The 18,795-nt window shown below is 63.9% G+C and carries 19 protein-coding genes; 14 read left to right on the top strand and 5 right to left on the bottom strand.

The window, feature by feature from the left end:
- The first annotated feature begins 88 nt into the window (after window positions 1-88).
- Window positions 89-1,462, top strand: a complete 1,374-nt coding sequence (locus tag HU825_RS14650; protein WP_008568658.1) for a DUF1329 domain-containing protein — start codon at window positions 89-91, stop codon at window positions 1,460-1,462.
- Window positions 1,463-1,648: 186 nt separating this feature from the next.
- The gene (locus HU825_RS14645) at window positions 1,649-2,098 is read left to right on the top strand and encodes a hypothetical protein (RefSeq protein ID WP_234302332.1); all 450 of its coding nucleotides are present in this window, start codon (window positions 1,649-1,651) and stop codon (window positions 2,096-2,098) included.
- A 239-nt stretch (window positions 2,099-2,337) separates the two neighbouring features.
- Here HU825_RS14645 and HU825_RS14640 read toward each other — a convergent pair whose 3' ends face one another.
- Window positions 2,338-2,682: a molybdopterin cofactor-binding domain-containing protein gene (locus HU825_RS14640; protein WP_234302331.1), complete on the bottom strand. Its 345-nt coding sequence runs from the start codon at window positions 2,680-2,682 to the stop codon at window positions 2,338-2,340.
- A 194-nt stretch (window positions 2,683-2,876) separates the two neighbouring features.
- On the opposite strand from HU825_RS14640, the gene HU825_RS14635 reads away from it, so the two are divergent.
- From HU825_RS14635 to HU825_RS14615, 5 genes are read left to right on the top strand one after another with little or no spacing between them, the layout of a single operon-like run.
- Complete coding sequence (locus HU825_RS14635) at window positions 2,877-3,545, top strand: hypothetical protein (RefSeq protein WP_234302330.1); 669 nt, start codon at window positions 2,877-2,879, stop codon at window positions 3,543-3,545.
- Between the two features lie 8 nt (window positions 3,546-3,553).
- Window positions 3,554-3,895, top strand: a complete 342-nt coding sequence (locus HU825_RS14630; RefSeq protein WP_234302329.1) for a hypothetical protein — start codon at window positions 3,554-3,556, stop codon at window positions 3,893-3,895.
- A gap of 13 nt (window positions 3,896-3,908) precedes the next feature.
- On the top strand, window positions 3,909-4,694 hold the full coding sequence (locus HU825_RS14625; protein ID WP_234302328.1) for a hypothetical protein: 786 nt from the start codon (window positions 3,909-3,911) through the stop codon (window positions 4,692-4,694).
- Window positions 4,694-4,948, top strand: coding sequence for a hypothetical protein (locus HU825_RS14620; protein ID WP_234302327.1), 255 nt, complete (start codon window positions 4,694-4,696; stop codon window positions 4,946-4,948). The genes HU825_RS14625 and HU825_RS14620 overlap by 1 nt, the downstream gene beginning before the upstream one ends.
- 37 nt (window positions 4,949-4,985) lie before the next feature.
- The gene (locus tag HU825_RS14615; protein ID WP_234302326.1) at window positions 4,986-5,654 is read left to right on the top strand and encodes a hypothetical protein; all 669 of its coding nucleotides are present in this window, start codon (window positions 4,986-4,988) and stop codon (window positions 5,652-5,654) included.
- Between the two features lie 44 nt (window positions 5,655-5,698).
- On the opposite strand, the gene HU825_RS14610 is transcribed toward HU825_RS14615, so the two are convergent.
- The 4 genes from HU825_RS14610 to HU825_RS14595 form a co-directional block, all read right to left on the bottom strand.
- Window positions 5,699-5,941 (bottom strand): DUF5334 family protein, encoded by a 243-nt coding sequence (locus HU825_RS14610; protein WP_234302325.1) that lies wholly within the window; start codon window positions 5,939-5,941, stop codon window positions 5,699-5,701.
- 287 nt (window positions 5,942-6,228) lie between these two features.
- Window positions 6,229-8,358 carry an oxidoreductase gene (locus HU825_RS14605; RefSeq protein ID WP_234302324.1) on the bottom strand — a complete coding sequence of 710 codons (2,130 nt, stop codon included), beginning with the start codon at window positions 8,356-8,358 and terminating at the stop codon, window positions 6,229-6,231.
- A gap of 36 nt (window positions 8,359-8,394) precedes the next feature.
- Window positions 8,395-9,231, bottom strand: a complete 837-nt coding sequence (locus HU825_RS14600) for an alpha/beta fold hydrolase (RefSeq protein WP_054094708.1) — start codon at window positions 9,229-9,231, stop codon at window positions 8,395-8,397.
- Window positions 9,232-9,247: 16 nt separating this feature from the next.
- The gene (locus tag HU825_RS14595) at window positions 9,248-10,576 is read right to left on the bottom strand and encodes a spinster family MFS transporter (RefSeq protein WP_234302323.1); all 1,329 of its coding nucleotides are present in this window, start codon (window positions 10,574-10,576) and stop codon (window positions 9,248-9,250) included.
- A gap of 222 nt (window positions 10,577-10,798) precedes the next feature.
- Here HU825_RS14595 and HU825_RS14590 point away from each other — a divergent pair, with 222 nt between their 5' ends.
- Genes HU825_RS14590 through HU825_RS14560 form a run of 7 tightly spaced genes read left to right on the top strand, consistent with a single transcriptional unit; the run spans window position 10,799 to window position 18,739 of the window.
- Window positions 10,799-11,530 (top strand): SDR family NAD(P)-dependent oxidoreductase, encoded by a 732-nt coding sequence (locus tag HU825_RS14590; protein ID WP_234302322.1) that lies wholly within the window; start codon window positions 10,799-10,801, stop codon window positions 11,528-11,530.
- A 10-nt stretch (window positions 11,531-11,540) separates the two neighbouring features.
- Complete coding sequence (locus tag HU825_RS14585) at window positions 11,541-12,314, top strand: SDR family NAD(P)-dependent oxidoreductase (RefSeq protein ID WP_077683239.1); 774 nt, start codon at window positions 11,541-11,543, stop codon at window positions 12,312-12,314.
- A gap of 39 nt (window positions 12,315-12,353) precedes the next feature.
- On the top strand, window positions 12,354-12,983 hold the full coding sequence (locus HU825_RS14580) for a nuclear transport factor 2 family protein (protein WP_008568667.1): 630 nt from the start codon (window positions 12,354-12,356) through the stop codon (window positions 12,981-12,983).
- 12 nt (window positions 12,984-12,995) lie between these two features.
- Window positions 12,996-14,075, top strand: a complete 1,080-nt coding sequence (locus tag HU825_RS14575) for an alkene reductase (RefSeq protein ID WP_077683241.1) — start codon at window positions 12,996-12,998, stop codon at window positions 14,073-14,075.
- A gap of 3 nt (window positions 14,076-14,078) precedes the next feature.
- Window positions 14,079-15,944 (top strand): long-chain-acyl-CoA synthetase, encoded by a 1,866-nt coding sequence (locus tag HU825_RS14570; RefSeq protein WP_234302321.1) that lies wholly within the window; start codon window positions 14,079-14,081, stop codon window positions 15,942-15,944.
- Complete coding sequence (locus tag HU825_RS14565) at window positions 15,941-17,026, top strand: MBL fold metallo-hydrolase (protein WP_234302320.1); 1,086 nt, start codon at window positions 15,941-15,943, stop codon at window positions 17,024-17,026. Before HU825_RS14570 ends, HU825_RS14565 begins: the two co-directional genes overlap by 4 nt.
- 60 nt (window positions 17,027-17,086) lie before the next feature.
- Complete coding sequence (locus tag HU825_RS14560; protein ID WP_234302319.1) at window positions 17,087-18,739, top strand: DUF1302 domain-containing protein; 1,653 nt, start codon at window positions 17,087-17,089, stop codon at window positions 18,737-18,739.
- The last annotated feature ends 56 nt before the right edge of the window (window positions 18,740-18,795 follow it).

Below are 18,795 nucleotides of genomic sequence, written 5' to 3'. Positions count from 1 at the left end.
GGATAGTCTTTCCAGACGATGTTGCGGGCAGGAGTCCCTGTAAACAATCGGTACCAGTTCCGACAGGTAACCGATGGAGACAATAACAATGAAAAAGTCTGTAGCTCTTCTCTCACTGGCGTTGGCAGTCAAGCTGGTTTCCCAGGGTGCGTTGGCGAAGGTAAGCGAGGAAGAGGCGGCTCGCCTCGGCAACGAACTTACCTGCACCGGCGCCGAGCGTGCCGGCAACGCCGACGGCTCGATTCCCGCCTTTACCGGCAAGTACCTCGGTGAAGTGCCTGGCTGGGACCACGTCAAACATTCAGGCGGCAAGCCGGTCGACCCGTACCCGAATGAAAAGCCTGTCCTGGTCATTACCGCGAAGAACTTCGAAGAGCACGCCGAGCGCCTGACCGAGGGGCAGAAGACGATGTTCCGCAAGTATCCGGACACCTTTCGCATGGACATCTACCCGGGGCATCGCGACTTTCGCTACCCGGATTACGTCTGCGAGCGGGCGAAGTGGAACGCGCTGAACGCAGAAGTCGTCAACGATGGCATGGGCGTCGAAGGCATCGGCCAAGTTATGTTCCCGATCCCCAAGAACGGCTATGAGCTGCTCTGGAACCACCAGCTGCCGGCGCGCGCCTGGACCGAGGACGCCGTACGCGACCTCGCGTCGGTAATGCCCGACGGCAACATCGGCTGGGGCCGCACCCATATGAAGGGGCTCTCGCCGGCCAACCATCCGAGCGAAACCCCCTACACCAAGACCGGCGTACAGGCCTACTCCTACAACTACACCATGCTGCCCACCCGCGACCGTGGCACCGCGATCGCCGCCCACGAGCCCTACAACTTCGCCACTCGACCGCGCACCGCATGGTCCTACAACCCGGGCACCCGCCGTGTTCGGCAATCGCCAGGCTATGGCTATGACCAGCCAATGGCGGGTAGCAACGGGACGATGATCGTGGACGAGGATCGTCTGTTCAACGGCGGGCCGGAGCGCTTCGAATGGAAGATGCTCGGCAAGCGCGAGATCTACATTCCCGCCAATGCGTACAAGATCAACAGCGGCGAAACCAAATACGCCGACCTGCTGACGCCTAACCATCCCAACCCCGACTTCCAGCGCTACGAACTGCGCCGCGTCTGGGTGCTGGAGGCCACGCTGAAGGAGGGTTATCGCCACGTCTACGGCAAGCGTGTGATGTTCATCGACGAGGACACCTGGCATGGTGTGCTGGCCGACCACTACGACACCCGCGGCCAGCTCTGGAAGTACGCTTCGACCGCCTACTACTACCACCCGGACATGAGCGCCTGGCAGTCCGGCGCGGCCTTCTACCACGACCTGAGCACCGGGCAGTACCTCGCCTATGCGCTCACCAACGAGTCGCACAAGGGGCCGATCCTCAACGAAGGCAAGTTCACACCCAGCATGTACACACCGGACGCTTTGCGTGCAGGCGGCCGCTAAGCGGTGAGCTGAACGACAACCGGCGCCTGGGCGCCGGTTTTTTTATGGCTGGCGAGTGCGTTGCCGTGCCTGGCAACGCATTGCAGCCCCTCAGCCTTTCTTCCCAGCGAACGATCGCTCCGATGGACTTGCCTGTTCGCGGTCAGCTTGTAGAATCCCGCGCCCCGAAATTCAGGAGACAGTACGTTGGTGATTCACTACGCCCCGCTCGATGGCAACGTCGCATGCGGCAGAACAGGTACGAGCCTGCAAAGCTCGCCGGACGCCTCCCAGGTTTCATGCAAGCTCTGCCTGCGCTCGGTGGAAAAGGCCACGGCCGAGCCCGTCCGCAAGAGCCCCAGCCTGGCCGAGCTGCGAGCTGCCGCCAAGGCCTCCGCCCCGGCCAGAGAAGCAGCGCCTGCCAAGGCACTCGCCGCTGTCCAAACTGGAACACCCGCCAAAGCCACCGCCCCGACCGAAGCAGCAGCGTCCGCCAAGGCTGCAGCACTCGCCGGACCGGCCCCTGCCAAAGCCGCCAAGCCTGCTGCACCGTCCGCTGCCGGCCTGTCGGCCCGCGCCGAATGGCAAAAACGCCTCGCACAACTCCCCGGCAAAAACCGCCTCCCTCGCGGCATGGCGGCGCAGGGGTTTATCTAAGACGGTAGGGGTGGGAATGATTTGCCGAGGAGGGTGAGCCGGAGCCGGCCTGGAGGGAGGCCGGTTTGTATCTGTGTTCGCTTATTTAGATCGCTCATCCGTGGAAGGGCGCTTTCGGCCAAGAGCAGCCCTTCGTTGACGTGGCTTGTCGACTCCTTTCGTCTCAGCTCCTCAGCTAAGACTGATCAAGCAGCGCATGACTTTCTTAGCCTGCCTGTATGCTCACAACCAGAGAATACTCACCCCACAGTGCGCACAGGCAAGCTACGCACCTGTTTGCCGGTTGCAGCAAAGATGATATTGCATAGCGCCGGTGCCACTGGCGGCACTGGGGGTACGCCTACACCGCTAGGTGGTAGGTTGTGGTCGTCGTTAACTAGATGGGTTCGGCTCGTTCGCGGAGATGCGTTATGGCGCAGCACTTCGTAGTCGTGGAGGTTGCTTTGGGTTACACGCCCCTTTCCAAAAGGGATCTCGCCACTCAGCGCCAGGCTCAGCCCCATGATGGCGCCACCTTCGAGCTGCGCACGAGTACGTTCCGGGTTGACTTGTGGGCCGCAGTCAATCGCCATATCGACGCTCATCACTCGCACCTTGTTGGCGTTCTTCGACTGCTCTAATCGCACTGATCCGTCTCATTACAGTGCTAGGGGCGGCAAGCCATCCTAGGCAGTGAATTCAACTCCTTCAAAATATTCCTGAACCAGCATCATATATTCACTTGCTCATATCATATTAGTAGCGCTATGCTGCGAGCACGCCCACTGGAGTGCCCGCCATGCGCCGCAAAGAACAGCTCGACGACGAAATTTCTATTCGACTTGAAGACCAGCTTTGCCCCTATGCAATACCCAATCTCAGGATCCTCCGCTCGGACCTAGAGAAAGAGGTCGCAGCGGCTTACCGCGGCCATCTGGAAGCTGAAGCAGAGAAGTACGGGTGCGATGTAAATGAACTTGATCGCGTCCTGGATGGATCCACACGCTTCTTGAGCATCGCCGAGCGCTGCTTTGACTACGCAGCGAATGGGCAGCTGAAGTCAGGGGGCATCGAATTGGAAGATCATGACTGGTTGGATTTCGCATCCTTCATCAATCAGGCTCGTTGGGATGCCGAGTTTCACTCCGTGAACTCTCTGCCTCTCAAGTTGGAACAGGTGTTCAAGCTTGCGTCGGTAAGAGCGAGACTGGACTGCGACATTCATGGGGATGTTGCCTACAACGCTCTACCCGAGATCCTGCGAAATACAGCCGAGGGCTATTTGACTCTCAACGACATCGCCTTCCTGGCCGGGATGACTGAGAAAGCAGTGCGCAATGCCGCACAGCCCAAGGTTGAAGATCGCCTAGTGACTAGCAAGAAAGGTGCTCGGACTGTCGTCGAATCGCACGAAGCTCTGCGTTGGCTGAATGGCCGCAGGCTCTTCGTAGCGACCCAGATTGTGTAGGTGACGCCGTGATCCTCACTAAGCACGCCGAACAACGTTGTCAGGAGAGACTGATCAACACCCAGCAGCTGGAATGGCTGCTCTGCTACGGCGAAGAAAGCCACAATCGCGGGGTTTGCCTGTTCCACTTTGACAGGGATAGCTATCTGCAGTTGCTCAAAGACGTGGATTCGAACGATCTAGAGCTCGCCCTGCGCAGTCGCAACATCTACGCGGTGATCACCGAGGAGGTAGTCATCACGGCGGGTTACCGAGACGCACGTCTTAAGCCAACGAAATCCCATAAACGCATTTGGCGGGGTGTACCCACCCACCCCGCTGGCCGTCGCCTGCTAAACGGCAAACGCTAATCAAGGAATGAACATGAGCCTTTTTGAAAAATTCACACCGCTGCTGTCCAATAACGCCGTTGCCCTGACCGGTTCCGAGCTGCCCAAGGACTTGTTGCTGTCCTCAGAAGGAAGCCTGCAGACGTTCTACGCGCCCTTCGACTACATCAACACGCAAGCCCGCATCACCATCTGCGGTATCACGCCTGGCATGCATCAAGCGGTGGTGGCTCTGAAAGAGGCACGTCGCCTGCTCAACGCCGGCGCCCCCAGCGAGGAAGTCAAGCGCAAGGCGAAGGAAACGGCCAGCTTTGCCGGTGCAATGCGCAAGAACCTGATTAACCTGCTCGACTCGGTCGGTATTGCTGACCTGCTAGGGATCAACAGCTGCGCCCACCTATTCGACACACATACCCACCTGGTGCATTACACCTCGGCCTTGCGCTACCCAGTGCTCATCAACGGTGGGAATTACAACGGCACCCCCAAAATGCTGACCGCCCCATCCCTGCGCCACCAGGTCGATACTTATCTGGCAGAAGAGGTGAAAGCCTTGAATGCCAACTGCCTTTTTGTCCCCTTGGGCGAGAAGGTAAGCGCAGCATTCGAGCACCTGCAGAGCAAAGGATTGGTGAAGGATGAGCAGGTTCTGTCCGGCTTGCCGCACCCCTCCCCGGCCAGCATGGAGCGCATCAACTACTTCCTCGGCAAGAAGGATCGTCCCGACCTCTCCATCAAAACCAATCCTGACAAACTCGATGCAGCTCGCGCCCAGTTGCTCGCGAAGGTTGCAGGCCTGCGCGACAAGGGCTGGTTGTGATGCGCCACTTCTTTAACTGGCCGTTGGTGCTGGTGCTATCGCTCAAGCGACGCACCTTGCGCATGGCGCTGCGTATAGCCAAAGAACAGACCGAGGATGCAAAGGCGCTCTTCTGTAAGAACTGCAGCCCAAATACAGAAGGCTGCCAGCAACCTACGCAGTGCCGTGTTCAACGACTCAAGGATAGAGAAACGTTCTTTGTCGATGAGCTGGAAAACCTCCAACAACGCATCGCGACCCTCACCAGCGCTTAAGGCGCTGGTGGTACTAAAACACAAGGATCACGCCATCATGTCCCAGCTTTTTTCCGGCCCCTACTTCGACTATGTGATGTCCCAGGAGCCGCTTCGCGGTGCCGAATACTTTAAGCATGGATCATCAGCAATGCTGTTCCAGCGTGACGGCAATCTGTATCGCCTCAGCACCGATGGTAAATGCCATGTGTTTCTTGCAGAGCAGTCGGCCAAAGGCAATCCCTCGGTGGTACATGTGATCAAGGACTTTGGCCCGATAGCTCCGTTTGATGAGGATGAAGAACTCTATTACTGGCTGGCCCAGGTCGAATGGTTGGAACCGATTGCCCCCGAGAGTCCTCAGGGCACTCGCCTCAATGAGGTTCTGCTTTCGCTCACCAATGGGGAGTCAAATGTGGAGCCCCATGATCGCCCACAGTTCATGACTGATTGCGAAGCCGCTACCTCTGTGTACGAAGAGTTCGCCCCCCTACTGACGACTCTGTTGCTTGCTGCTAACTGCCTGCCTTCTATAGATGGCGTGGTCGACGCTAACCTCACGAATGTCATGCTCCGCCCATCGACACGTGAACTGGCATGGACAGATCCCATCAACGAGCCGCTCTCCCCTTTGACCGATGCACAAGAAGCGGAAATGGAGCGCGTCAAAGAACTGGTTATGGCCAAGACTTCTGTTGCTCCAAATGAAGAGTGGCTCCCGGCCTAAGCATCTGCTCTTCTCATGTTTAAGTGATGAGGGTGGGCTGAATGTCAGTCCTCATCCATCTCGAACGTACGGTATTCACCGCTGGTTTCGTCGTAGACCTCTACATCAACGCTACCATCGCCGTTGCTCTCCATCGACTCGACGTTGCCGGAGTGGTAATTGCCTGAGTTGTAGTCGTAGTAGTCGATCGCTTCGCCTTCGCGGACAAGGTTTCCCGCATCAATCTCGATATCGGCACCACTTTCCTGATCGACGCCATCCCAGGCAAAAGCGAAGGGTGTGAGCAACAGCATTCCAAGCGCAAGCATTCGCATAACGCACATCAGTGTGGGGACTTCAGGATTAAATATCTATGCTGGTACGGCATCACGTCAATCCAACGTTGAACCAATTCGCACCACCACTAATCGTACTTTCACGGTACAGAATCGCGCTTGAATTCGTCTGCGCTGAATGACTGCTTCTGGCCGAAACCCGCCAAAGCCCGTTACCAATAAAGCAGCTGCAACCACCTCGCGCTACATACAAAAAGCCCCGGCAAACGTGCCGGGGCTTTCTTTTTCATCCACCTACCTCAAACCCTTAACGCCACCTCCGCCGCGCTGTGTATCGCGCCGTCGATATAGCCGAGTTCGCCGCAGTCGCCGATGCGTTGTACCGAGAGGCCGGCGACTTCGAGCTGGGTGGCGAGGCTATCGTCGGGCTCGGCGCCCATGGCCATGACGACGGAGTCGGCCGGCAGGCGCTGGGCGTCGCCGTTGCTGTCGCGGTAGTCGACGCCACCGTCGTCGATACGGGTGACGCTGACGCCGGTCATGAGCGGCACGTGATGGCTGCGCAGGTTGTCGAGCACGCGCCAGCGGCGGACGATCGCCAGCTCGCGGCCCAGGTGCGAGCCGGGTTCGAGCACGGCGACCTGGCGCCCGCGTTCGATGAGAAATTCTGCCAGCTCCAGCCCGACCAGCCCGCCACCGATGATGACGATGCGCTTGCCCAGCGGCATCCACAGCCGCGACAGCGATTGGATAGCCTCAGTGCTGTTGGTGGCGCCGGTGAGGCTGCCGGCTTTCATCAGCGTGCGCTGGGTTAGCGAGAGCTTCTGCTTGGCGATTTCCTCGGCGCGGTCGCCAGTCATCAGCCGGCGCAGCTCGTCGCCACTCCAGACATGCTTGAGTTCGACGCCGGGAATGGCAGGAGCGGAGCGGCGAGCACCGCTGGCGACCAGCACTTCGTCCACGCCCAGCGATTTCAGCAGCTCCGGAGTGGCGGCGGTGCCAAGGCGCACGTCGATGGGCAGGCTGCGCACCTGATGCACCAGGTTGTCCAGCAGACGGCCGTTCTCGTGGTAGGCGAGGGCGGCGAAGAACAGGGTGCCGCCGAGCCGTTCGCTGCGCTCGAGTAGGGTCACCTTGTGTCCCCGCAGGCTGGCGATCCGCGCGGCCTCGAGCCCGGCCGGGCCACCGCCGACCACGGCGATGTGTCGCGGCTCGGCGGCGGGCATGATGACCGCCTCGTGCTCGTGGCCGGTAAAGGCGTTGACCGCGCACTTGACCCGCCGATTGATGAAGATCTGGCTCACGCAGGTGTAGCAGTAGATGCACGGGCGAATGCTGCCGGGGTCGCCGGCGGCCAGCTTGTTCGGCAATTCCGGGTCGGCCAGCAGCTTGCGCGCCATGGCGACGAACTCGCACTTGCCGTCGCCGATGGCGCGGTCGGCGACGTCGGGCTCCAGGCGGCCTACGGCAATCACGGGGACCTTGACCGCCTTGCGCACCTCGGCAGCCCAATCCAGGTAAGCGGCAGGCTTGTGCACCAGCGGCGCATCGGTAAAGGCGGTGCCGGTGGTGACCTGCGCGTAGGCCGAAACCGACACGGCATCGGCGCCGTGGCGCTCGGCCATGCGCGCGACCTCGCAGGTTTCTTCGAGGGTGATGCCTCCGGGCGTATGCAGCTCGTAGGCATCGAGACGCAGCCAGACGCCGAAGTCGTCGCCCACCCGGCGACGGGTTTCGGCCAGCACTTCACGAAGAAGGCGGCTGCGGTTTTCCAGGCTGCCGCCGTACTCGTCGTCGCGCCGGTTGTGATACGGCGAGAGAAAGCCGGCAATGATGTAGTTGTGCGCGGCGTGGATTTCCACGCCATCGAACCCGGCCTGCTGGGCGCGTACGGCGGCGGCGGCGAACCACTCGACCATCTGCGCAATGTCGTCGCGGTCCATCACGCGGATGCGCGGGCCGCCGCCGATTCCGCGCGCGGAGCTGACGAAGTTCTCCAGCTCTTCGGCGGTCAGCGCGGCCATGATGTCGCTGTTCACCCGGCTGGGCATCGACGGCACCCAGAGTTCGCGGCCGGCGGCCATGTCGCGCACCGAGACCTTGCCGGCGTGCTGCAGCTGCATGGCAATCTTCGCGCCGTGCTTGTGGACGCGCTCGGCCAGCTGCGCCAGACCGGGGATGAAATCATCACGCGAGACGCCGACCTGCCAGGGCTCGGCGGTACCGGCCGGATAGGCCACGGCGCACACGCCCATGATCAGCAGGCCCGCACCACCGGCGGCGCGAGCTTCGTAGTAGGCCTGGATGCGTTCGCCGCAATGGCCGGTTTCCTCGGCGAAGTTCGACCCCATCGGCGCCATGACGATGCGGTTGCGCAGCGCGAGCTTGCCCAGGCGGCCGGGCGAGAGCAGGTGCGAATAGTCGGGCATGTTTCGTTCCTTGCGATGGGGCGGGGCGACCGGCCTTCAGGCTTCCTGGAGGAATTCGAGGCACTGGCGGTTGAACAGCTCGGGATGCTCGACCTGCACCCAGTGGCCACAGCGGTTGAGCAGCGTGAAGCGGGCGTTACGCGCGTGTTTGAGGATCTTGAACACGCCGCTCGGCGGGTTGAACAGGTCGTCGCTGCCCCAGAAGCCGAAGATCGGGCAGGTCAGCTCGCCGAGCCGCTCGGTCATGTTCGGCACCATCATGGTGCTGAACAGGTTGGCCGGCTGGGTCACGGCCACCGCCACGCGCTCGGCCAGTATCGAGTCGGGCAGGTTGGCGGGGACGAACACCTGCAGCTCCATCACATGGCGCATCTGCTCGATGCCCATGGGGCCGGCGGCGTAGGTTTGGACCATGCGCTGGATACCCTGCATCTGGAAGTAGGTCTCGCGCTCCTCGACGCCGCCCGGCGCCATGAGGATCAGCTTTTCGACGCGCTGCGGGTGGGCCAGCGCGGTGCCGAGTGCAATCGCCCCGCCGAGCGAATTGCCGAGCAGGGTGCAGCGCTCGATGTCCAGCGCTTCAAGCAGTGCATTGAGGTGGCGGACGAAGAAGTCGAGGTTGTATTGCGCGTCGGCTGGCTTGTCGGATCGGCCGAAGCCGGGCAGGTCGACGATGATGTTGCGATAGCCGGCCTGCTCGAACACCGGGTAGTTGCCCTTGAAGTTGCTGTAGCCGCTGGCGCCCGGGCCGCTGCCGTGCAGCCAGACCACGATCGGGCCTTCGCCGATGTCCAGGTAGTGCAGGGTCAGGCCGGTGTTGAGGGTGACGTACTTGCCGGTGGGCAGGGGCAGGTCATGGCTTTGGTCGGTCATCGCGGAATTCCTTGTGTCAGGCGGTTACGGCGTCGGCTTTGGCTGTGTGATCTGCGGGCGTGTCCAAGGTCTGGCGGCGATAGCGAGGCACCGCGAGAGACAGGCAGATCACGGGAACAAGCAGCAGGGCGATGGTGCTAGCCATGGCGTAGCGCAGGGCCTGATCGCCGATCATGGCGCGGAAAATATCGCTCAGCCCGCCGACCACCAGCGGACCCAATCCGACTCCGACCAGCGTGACTCCCATCAGGAACAGCGCAGTGGCCTGGGCGACTTTCGCGGGTGGAAACAACCCGCTCATGGCGCCGAAGCAGGGGGTCGCCCACCAGGTCGCGAAGAAGGCGAAGCCCATGTAGAAGAGGAACGCGGTCGGTACGCTGTTACCGGCAATGTGAAAGGCAACGCCGTTCGGCCAGAGGAAGAACAGCAGGCCCAGTGGCACGCTAATCAACGTGCCTAGCGCCGCAACACCGACCTGCCAGCCGGAATCGCGGGCCGCCAGTCGGTCGGTGATAAAGCCACAGGTCAGGGTGCCGATGGCGGCGCACAGCCCGCCGACGATACCGATGAGAAAGCCCGCTTCCTGGATGCCCAGGCCGTGCGAGCGGATGAGAAAACTCGGGTTCCAGGTGCCGATGGCATTGCCCGCCACGGCGGCCAGGCTGCCAGCGACCAGAATCAGCCGGTACGACGAGACGCCGAGCATGCTGCGCAGCGTCATCATGAAGCTCTCCTGGCGTGCCTGTGGCGAGGCCAGCCCGGCCGGGCGTGGTGCCCTGACGGTGAAGGCCAGCAGCAGGCCGATGAGGATGCCCGGTGCGCCGATCACGATGAACGCGGAACGCCAGCCGTAATGCTCGGCGATCCAGCCGCCGGCGCCGAGGCCCAGCGCGATGCCGATCGGCGGGCCCATCATGAAGATCGACAATGCTCGCGAGCGCAGGCGCGCCGGATACAGGTCCGAGACCATCGCCACCGAGGGCGCCGAGCCGCCGGCTTCACCCACGGCGACCAGGATGCGGAAGGCCAGCAGCATGCCGAAGCTGGTCGCCACGCCACAGAGCATGGTCATCAGGCTCCAGGCGATGCACGACAGCGCCACTACCGGCTTGCGTCCGATGCGGTCGGCGAGCCGTCCCATGGGCAAGCCGAACACCGTGTAGAACAGCGCGAACGCCACCCCGGTAAGCAGCCCGATCGCCGTGTCGGAAACCCCGAACTCGAGCTTGATCGGCTCGATGAGGATGGAGACCAGGTAGCGGTCGATGTAATTGCAGACGTAGATGACGGCCAGTACGCAGAGGGCGTAATGGCTACGCCAGGTGACTTGCGGAGAGCTGCTCACGGTAGGCGTTCCTGTCTTGTTCTTGTAGGGACCGGGACAGGATGTTCAAGGCTTCGCGCGCGGGCATCGTCCGTTCAGACCAGTCGCGGGGCCGCTGCGTCCGGCAAATGACTCGTTAGTCTCAACGGACGATGTTCGACAGTTCTGCGGCATGAATCATCCGCTCCAACGCAATGGGCTTGACCGGCTCCACGCCGACGGCCTTTGACAGGAGGAGCAGGTATGAAACTCGAAGGCAAGATCGCGCTGGTGACCGGCGCCGCGCAGGGCATGGGGCGCGCCATCGTGCGGCACTTCGCCGAGCAGGGCGCGACCGTCTACGCGGCGGATATCAACGTCCAGGCGCTGGAAGAAACGGTGGCCGGCCTGGCCGAGCGTGGCCGCGTGCAGCACTGCAACGTGGCCGACGAGCAGTCGGTTCTTGACGCCTTCGCGCGCATCGCCGCCGAATCGGGCCGGCTGGACATCCTCGTCAACAATGCCGGTATCGGCTCGCACGACGCCTTTCTCGACACCCCGCTGGAAAACTGGAATCGCGTGATCGGTGTGAACCTCACCGGCGCCTTCCTGTGCAGCCGTGAAGCCGCGCGCCTGATGAGCCAGGCCGGCTCCGGCGTGATCGTCAACCTGGCCAGCACCGCGGCCATGACCGGCGAAGGGCCGAGTCATTACTGCGCGAGCAAGGCCGCGATCATGGGCCTGACCCGCAGCACAGCGCGCGAGTTGGCGGCCAGCGGCATCCGCGTCAACACCCTGGTACCCGGCCCGACCGACACGCCGATGATGGCCGGTATCCCTTCCGAATGGATGGACGCGATGGTCAAGGCCATCCCGCTCGGACGCCTCTGCCAGCCGGAGGAAATCGCCCGCGTCGCGGCGTTCCTCGCCAGCGACGACGCCACCTTCATCACCGGACAGAACGTCGCCGTCAACGGCGGCATGGCCTTCATCTGAGGAGTTGCACATGACAGCACGCATGGCAGGAAAAATCGCATTCGTCACCGGCGGTGGCTCGGGTATCGGCGCAGCCACGGCCAAGCGCCTGGCAGAGGAGGGCGCCACGGTGATCGTCTGCGGCCGCCGCGAGGCGCCGCTGGCCGAGGTCGTCGAGAGCATCCGCGCGGCTGGCGGCAAGGCCCACTTCAAAGTCGCCGACGTCAGTGACGAGCACGCCTTCGTAGGCGCCATCGAGCAGGTCGCGGCCGAGCATGGTCGCCTCGATGTGATGGTCAACAACGCCATGGCCTACACCTGGGGCAGCGTCGACAGCATGTCCACCGAGGACTGGCACGCCAACTTCACCACTACGGTCGACGGCACCTTCTGGGGTACCCGCACTGCCATGCGCCTGATGAAGGACAGCGGCGGCGGCTCGATCGTCAACATCGCCTCGATCTGCGGCCTGTTCGGCACCGCCTGGATGTCCGGTTACTCGGCGGCCAAGGCGGCGGTGATCAACTTCAGCCGCGCGGTGGCGTCCGAAGGCGCGGCCAGCGGCGTGCGCTGCAACGTCGTGGTGCCGGGCGTGGTGGCGACGCCTTCGACTGCCGGAATGCTCTCCGACGAGCAGACCCGGACCAACACCGAAAAGCTGATTCCGATGCGCCGCGTCGCGCGCCCGGAAGAGCTGGCCAACGCCGTTTTGTTTCTCGCCTCGGACGAATCCTCCTACATCACCGGCGCCAGTCTGCCCGTCGACGGTGGGCGCAGTTCGGACCTCTACACGGTTCTCGAATGAGGCCGTCCCGTGCAACCGACCCGACCGGGAGATGAACCCATGGACCAGCAAGCACTCCTGCAGCGCCTCGACCGGCTGGAGTCGACCGAGGCGATCCGGCAACTGGCGGCCAGGTATTCCCTGTCGCTGGACATGCGCGACCTCGACGCTCACGTCAATCTGTTCGCGCCGGACATCCGCGTCGGCCGCGACCAGGTAGGCCGCGCGCACCTCAAGGCGTGGGTCGACGACACCCTGCGCCACCAGTTCACCGGGACTTCGCACCACCTCGGCCAGCACGTCATCGAGTTCGTCGACGCCGACCATGCAATCGGCGTCGTGTACTCGAAGAACGAGCATGAAGCCGGTGCCGAGTGGGTGATTATGCAGATGCTCTATTGGGACGACTACCAGCGCATCGACGGCCAGTGGTACTTCCGCCGCCGGCTGCCCTGCTACTGGTACGCGACCGACCTGAACAAGCCGCCGATCGGCGACATGAAGATGCGCTGGCCCGGTCGCGAGCCCTATCCGGGCACCTTTCACGACCTGTTCCCCTCGTGGAAAGCCTTCTGGGCCAACCCGCCGATGCGCGAGGGCCTGCCCGAAGTCGCTGCGCCGGCACCACTGGATGGCTTCCTCCGCCACATGCGCGGCGACACGCCGGCACCACGCATTCGCGTGCGCTGAGAGGACCTGCCCATGAACGCACTTTTCCAACCGGCGCGCTTCGGTGAGCTGGCGCTCGCCAACCGTGTCGTCATGGCGCCGATGACCCGCAGCCGGGCCAGCAGCGACCACGTGCCAACCGCCGAGATGGTGGAGTACTACGCCCAGCGTGCCAGTGCCGGATTGATCGTTGCCGAAGGTACCTCGCCCTCGGCCGACGGCATCGGCTACTGCCGCACACCGGGCATCTACAGCGAGGCGCAGATCCGGGCCTGGCGCGAGGTCACCGATGCGGTGCATGCGCGTGGCGGACAAATCGTCCTGCAGTTGATGCATTGCGGCCGGGTCGCCGCGCGGGCCAACAAGCCGGCCGGCACCCGTAGCGTCGCGCCCTCGGCGGTCGCCGCCAGGACGCAGCTGTTCACCGACAGCGAGGGCATGGCCGACACCGACCTGCCTCACGCGCTGAGCCTGGACGAGATTGCCGGCGTGATCGGCGATTATCGCCGGGCCGCACTCAATGCCCGCGCAGCCGGCTTCGATGGCGTCGAACTGCATGGCACCAGCGGCTACCTGCCAATGCAGTTCATCGCCACCAACAGCAACCTGCGCGACGACCGCTACGGCGGCCCTTTGGCCAACCGAATCCGCTTCACCCTGGAAGTCCTGCAGACAATGGCCGAGGCCATCGGCGCCGGGCGCGTCGGCCTGCGGCTGTGCCCGGGCAACCCGTACAACGACGTCGAAGACCTCGATCCCGAAGCGACCCTCAAGGCGTTGCTGGCCGGTATCGACGGCATGGGCCTGGCCTACCTGCACATCATGCGCTCGCCGGTACAGGGCCTGGATGCCTTCGCCATCGCCCGGCAGGGCTTTGCCGGTGCGCTGATTGCGAACGACGGCTTCGACGGCCCGAGCGCCGCCGCACACATCAGCAGCGGCGCCGCCGAAGCGGTGTCGTTCGCCCGTCATTACATCGCCAACCCCGACCTGGTGGAGCGCTTGCGCGAGGGCCATGCGTTGGCCCGCTTCGACCGGCACACCCTCTATTCACCCGGTCCCGCCGGCTACAGCGACTACCCGAGCCGGGCCGGCGAACCAGCCCTGGAGTAACTCATGAGCACCACCGGTATGGCACACAGACAAGAACAAGACCTGCGATCCGCCGTGGTTCCCCGAGAACAGACCCAGCAGATCCTCGACCGGCGTTCGGCTGCGGCCGGCGCGATCAAGCCCAAGGACCTCTACACCCTGGCCGACCGCCTGGAGACCCAGGCGGCAACCTTCGGCGCGCGCGATTTCCTGATCTACAAGGGCCGCCGCTACAGCTACGCCGAGGTCGACGCACGGGCCAGCGTGTTCGCCCACGCGCTACGCCACAAGGGCCTCAAGCGCGGCGACGTTTGCGCGCTGGCGATGGAGAACCGTCCGGAGTTCTTCTTCGCCTGGTTCGGCATGGCCAAGCTCGGCGTGGTCGCGGCGCTGATCAACCATCATGCGACCGGCACGCCGCTGCTGCATGCCCTGCAGAGCACCGCGGCCAAGGCAGTGGTGGTCGGCGAGGAATGCCTGCAGCCGTTCGCCGACACCCCGGAGGCCGCGCGCTATCCGCTGCTGTTGGTGCGTGACGAGGAAAACCCGGCGGCCGAACCGTTGCTGCGCCTGGCCGATCGCGACTTCGCCGAAGCAGTTGCCGGCACCGGCACTGCGGCGGTGGACCCGGCCTGGCGGGCCGGCATCCGTGCCGAAGAAACCATGCTGCTGATCTTCACCTCCGGCACCACGGGGCTGCCGAAGGCCGCGCGTTATAGCCACATGCGCTGGCTGAGCTCGGGCGACGTGATGCAGGTGACGCTCGACGCGACGCCGGACGACGTCTTCTACTGCTGCCTGCCGCTGTATCACGGCGCCGCGGCGACCTCGGTCACCTCCACCGCGCTGAAGGCCGGTGCCGCTATCGTGGTACGGCGCAAGTTCAGCGCCAGCGAGTTCTGGAACGACGTGCGCAACTATCAGGTGAGCGTCTTCCAGTACATCGGCGAGATCTGCCGCTACCTGCTCAACCGCCCGCCGCAGCCGGACGATCGGCAGCACAGCCTGCGCTGCATGCTCGGCGCCGGGTTGACCCCGGAAACCTGGCAGCGCTGGATCGAACGCTTCGGCGACCTGCCGGTGTTCGAGGGCTGGGGCTCGACCGAAGCCAACTGCGCCATCATCAACCTCGACAATCACCTGGGCTCCTGCGGGCGGGTGCCGTACTGGGAAAAGACCAACGTTCGGCTGATTCGCTACGACAGCGAGAACGGCTGCCATCTGCGCGACGAACAAGGCTTCTGCATTCCCTGTCAGCCGGGTGAGGTTGGCGAAGCGGTGGCCTTTATCGTCGACCATCCGGAGATCGGCGGCGGCCGTTTCGAAGGCTACACCTGCCCGAAAGCGACCGAAAGCAAGATCCTGCGTGACGTGTTCCAGCAGGGCGACGCTTGGTGGAGCTCGGGCGATCTGCTGCGCTACGACGAGGAGGGCTACTGCTACTTCGTCGACCGCATCGGCGACACTTTCCGCTGGAAAAGCGAGAACGTCTCCACCCAGGAGGTCGCCGACGCGCTCGGTGATTACCAGGGCCTGGAGCTGATCAACGTCTACGGCGTACGGGTGCCGGGGCACGAGGGGCGCGCCGGCATGGCGGCGCTGCTGATGCAGCCAGGCCATGTCTTCGACCCGGAAGCCTTCTACCAGCTGGCCGCCGCGCGCGTACCGCGTTATGCCGCGCCGGTGTTCGTACGGGTCTGCGCCAGCGCGGACATGACCAGCACCTTCAAGCTGCGCAAGGTCGACCTGCAGCGCCAGGGCTACGACCCGCAGCAGTTCGACGACCCGCTGTACATCCGTGACGAGGCCTCCGGCAGCTACCGGCCGTACAGCGCGCAGCTGCTGGCGGCCAACGGCCTCGCGCCATTCGCCAGCGAGTCCGGCCGATGAACGCGCCAACGCGGGACGACGAACTGCGTGACGGCCTGCGCTTCCCCTGGCCGCAGCCGCCGGCCGCCGGTGAGGTGCAGGAGGTCGCCGACGGCGTGCTCTGGCTGCGCATGCCGCTGCCGTTCGGGCTGGACCACATCAACCTCTACCTGCTTCGCCACGCGGAGGGCTGGGTGGTGGTGGACACCGGCCTGGCCGTGCCGCGCAGCCGCGAGGTCTGGGAGCGGGTGTTCGTCGAGGTCATGGACAGCCGGCCGGTGCTGGCGGTGATCTGCACCCACTTCCACTTCGATCACAGCGGCCTGGCGGCCTGGCTGACCGAGCGCTTCCGCTGCCCGTTGTACATGACCCGCGGCGAGTACCAGGCGCTTTACGTCGCGCCGGACGGCCGCGAGCCGGGCTGGGAGTTTCACGACTTCTATCGCCGCGCCGGATTGTACGAGGAACAGATCGCCTCGCTGGTCCCCACCATCGAGGGCATGCGCTTCGACGGCGGTCTGCCACGCAGCCATCGCCGCTTGCGCGACGGCAGCTGGCTGAAGATCGGCGGTCGTCACTGGCAGGTGGTGGTTGGTGCCGGCCACTCGCCTGAGCATGCCTGCCTGCTGAGCAAGGAGGACCAGTTGCTGATCGCTGGCGATCAGGTTTTGCCGCGCATCACCTCCAGCGTGCTGGTCGGTGCCAACGAGCCCTATGCCAACCCCCTGGGCGACTGGCTGGATTCGCTGCGCCGCCTGCGCGCGCTGCCCGATGAGGCCCTGGTGTTGCCGGCGCACGAGCGGCCGTTCCATGGCCTGCACCAGCGCCTCTACCAACTGCAGAAGCATCACGAGCACCACCTCGACACGCTCATGGCCGAGCTCGAGGGCGCGATGACCGCGGCTGAGATCCGCCCGCTGCTGTTTCCGCGCATCAAGGGACCGTTCGACCTGCTGATGTCGCTGGGCGAAACGCTGGCCCACCTGCATTACCTGGTCGAGGAGGGCGAGCTGACGCGTGAGCAGGAGGCAGGCGTCTGGCGCTTCCGCCGGGTCGATCCGGGCCTGGCGCGGCCGGAGCAGCCGGGCGACATCCACATCTGAACGACGGGAATTTTGCAGGACGTACCTAACGGTCTTTGACCACCACTCGGGAGATCCACCGTGAACAACAATAAGAAAGCGTTTCCTGGCAATCAGACGCGCCAGTTCCGCCGAGCGACGCTCGCCGTGGCGGTATGCCTGGCGTCGCAGGCGCCGGCGGCCCTGGCGGGCGACACCGTGTTCCTCGACAACGGCGCCACGCTGGACTGGAGCCTGATTACCTCTTACGGCATCGGCATGCGCGTCGATAGCCAGGATGATGCATTGCTCGGCGACATCAACGCCGACGATGGCAACCGCAACTTCGATCGCGGCAGCCTGGTGACCCATCGCGTCAGCGCGCTGGGCGAGATGATCCTGCGTAAGGACAATTATGGCGCCGTGGTGCGCGCCAACGCGTTCTACGACGACGCCTATCACGGCAAGAACGACCATGACGCACCGGAGCGGGCGAACAAGTTCGGCGATTACAACGAATTCACCAGCGGCACCGAGTACTACGGTGGCGGGCGGGCGCGCTTCCTCGACGCCTATGTGTTCAGCGGCTGGCGCTTCGACAACGGCCAGAGCCTCGACGTGAATGCCGGGCGGCATGTGGTCGCCTGGGGCGAAAGCCTCTTCTATCCGGGCGTTTCAGGCGCCCAGTCGCCCGCCGACGCGGTCAAGGGTTCGCTGCCCGGGGTGGAGGTCAAGGAAATCATCCTGCCGGTCGGCCAGGTCTCGGCGCTGTGGAACATCAACCCGCAATTCAGCCTTGGCGGCTACGTGCAGTACGAGTGGAAGGGCACCGAGCTGCCGCCGGTGGGCAGTTACCTGTCGACCTCCGACATCATCGGCCCGGGGCGCGACTTCCTCAACGTCGCCATTCCCCTGGGACCGATGGGGACCTTCAACCAGCGCGTGCTCTACGCCGGTACCGACGAGCCCAGCGACAGCGGCCAGTGGGGCGTGCAGGTGCGCTACCGGCCGAACTTCGACTGGGAGCTGTCGGCCTTCCACATCCGCTACCACGACAAGAGCCCGGCCGGCATCACCACCACCAACGGCATGGTCGAAGTCGCACCCGGCTTCATGCTGCAGCTGCCCACCGAGTACCGCATCAACTACTACGAAGACATCAAGCTGACCGGCCTGAGCTTCTCCACGCGTCTGGGCGATACCCAGGTCAGCGGTGAATGGAGCTATCGCGATGGCGCCCCGGTCAACGTGCTCAGCCCGCAGGGCGCGCCGCAGCACACCCGCGGCAGCGGCCAGCAGATGCAGTTGTCGTTCATCCACATCCTCGGCGACCGGCCGTGGGCCAGCCAGACCACGCTCACCGGCGAAATCGTCCATGTGCGTGCCGACAGCGTTGACGATCACCCGCAGAGCGGCAGCGACGACTTCACCTATCGCACCGCGAGCGCCTGGCAGAGCAAGACCGCCACGGCCTATCAGCTCGGTGTGGAGCTGAGCTACCCGGGCGTCGCCAACGGTTGGGACATGATCGTACCGGTGCGTTTCTCCCACGTGGCCGAAGGGGCGACTCCGCTGCAGGGAGCGATCCAGGGTGCCAAGGGCGACATGCGCCTGAGCCTCGGCACGACGTTCCGTCGGCTGGGCAACTTCGAGGTGGCGCTCGCCTACAACGCCTTCCTCGGCGAGCCGGACCCGATTCGCCGCAAGCTGGCCGATAGGGATTACGTCACCCTGGCGGCCAAGTACGCGTTCTAGAAGAAGTCAGCCATAAGAAACCCGGCCTTGGCCGGGTTTTTTCGTTGCACCAGCGG

The organism is Pseudomonas phenolilytica (assembly GCF_021432765.1).
Taxonomy (GTDB): domain Bacteria; phylum Pseudomonadota; class Gammaproteobacteria; order Pseudomonadales; family Pseudomonadaceae; genus Stutzerimonas; species Stutzerimonas phenolilytica.
The sequence above is the reverse complement of the archived record's forward strand: the minus strand, read 5'-3'. Positions and strand labels throughout refer to the sequence as shown.

What these genes read in the sequence shown, in the direction of transcription:
- HU825_RS14650 (WP_008568658.1), top strand. Translation starts at nt 89, where the DNA reads ATGAAAAAGTCTGTAGCTCTTCTCTCACTGGCGTTGGCAGTCAAGCTG.
- HU825_RS14640 (WP_234302331.1), bottom strand. Translation starts at nt 2,682, where the DNA reads ATGAGCGTCGATATGGCGATTGACTGCGGCCCACAAGTCAACCCGGAA.
- HU825_RS14635 (WP_234302330.1), top strand. Translation starts at nt 2,877, where the DNA reads ATGCGCCGCAAAGAACAGCTCGACGACGAAATTTCTATTCGACTTGAA.
- HU825_RS14625 (WP_234302328.1), top strand. Translation starts at nt 3,909, where the DNA reads ATGAGCCTTTTTGAAAAATTCACACCGCTGCTGTCCAATAACGCCGTT.
- HU825_RS14620 (WP_234302327.1), top strand. Translation starts at nt 4,694, where the DNA reads ATGCGCCACTTCTTTAACTGGCCGTTGGTGCTGGTGCTATCGCTCAAG.
- HU825_RS14615 (WP_234302326.1), top strand. Translation starts at nt 4,986, where the DNA reads ATGTCCCAGCTTTTTTCCGGCCCCTACTTCGACTATGTGATGTCCCAG.
- HU825_RS14605 (WP_234302324.1), bottom strand. Translation starts at nt 8,358, where the DNA reads ATGCCCGACTATTCGCACCTGCTCTCGCCCGGCCGCCTGGGCAAGCTC.
- HU825_RS14600 (WP_054094708.1), bottom strand. Translation starts at nt 9,231, where the DNA reads ATGACCGACCAAAGCCATGACCTGCCCCTGCCCACCGGCAAGTACGTC.
- HU825_RS14590 (WP_234302322.1), top strand. Translation starts at nt 10,799, where the DNA reads ATGAAACTCGAAGGCAAGATCGCGCTGGTGACCGGCGCCGCGCAGGGC.
- HU825_RS14585 (WP_077683239.1), top strand. Translation starts at nt 11,541, where the DNA reads ATGACAGCACGCATGGCAGGAAAAATCGCATTCGTCACCGGCGGTGGC.
- HU825_RS14580 (WP_008568667.1), top strand. Translation starts at nt 12,354, where the DNA reads ATGGACCAGCAAGCACTCCTGCAGCGCCTCGACCGGCTGGAGTCGACC.
- HU825_RS14575 (WP_077683241.1), top strand. Translation starts at nt 12,996, where the DNA reads ATGAACGCACTTTTCCAACCGGCGCGCTTCGGTGAGCTGGCGCTCGCC.
- HU825_RS14570 (WP_234302321.1), top strand. Translation starts at nt 14,079, where the DNA reads ATGAGCACCACCGGTATGGCACACAGACAAGAACAAGACCTGCGATCC.
- HU825_RS14565 (WP_234302320.1), top strand. Translation starts at nt 15,941, where the DNA reads ATGAACGCGCCAACGCGGGACGACGAACTGCGTGACGGCCTGCGCTTC.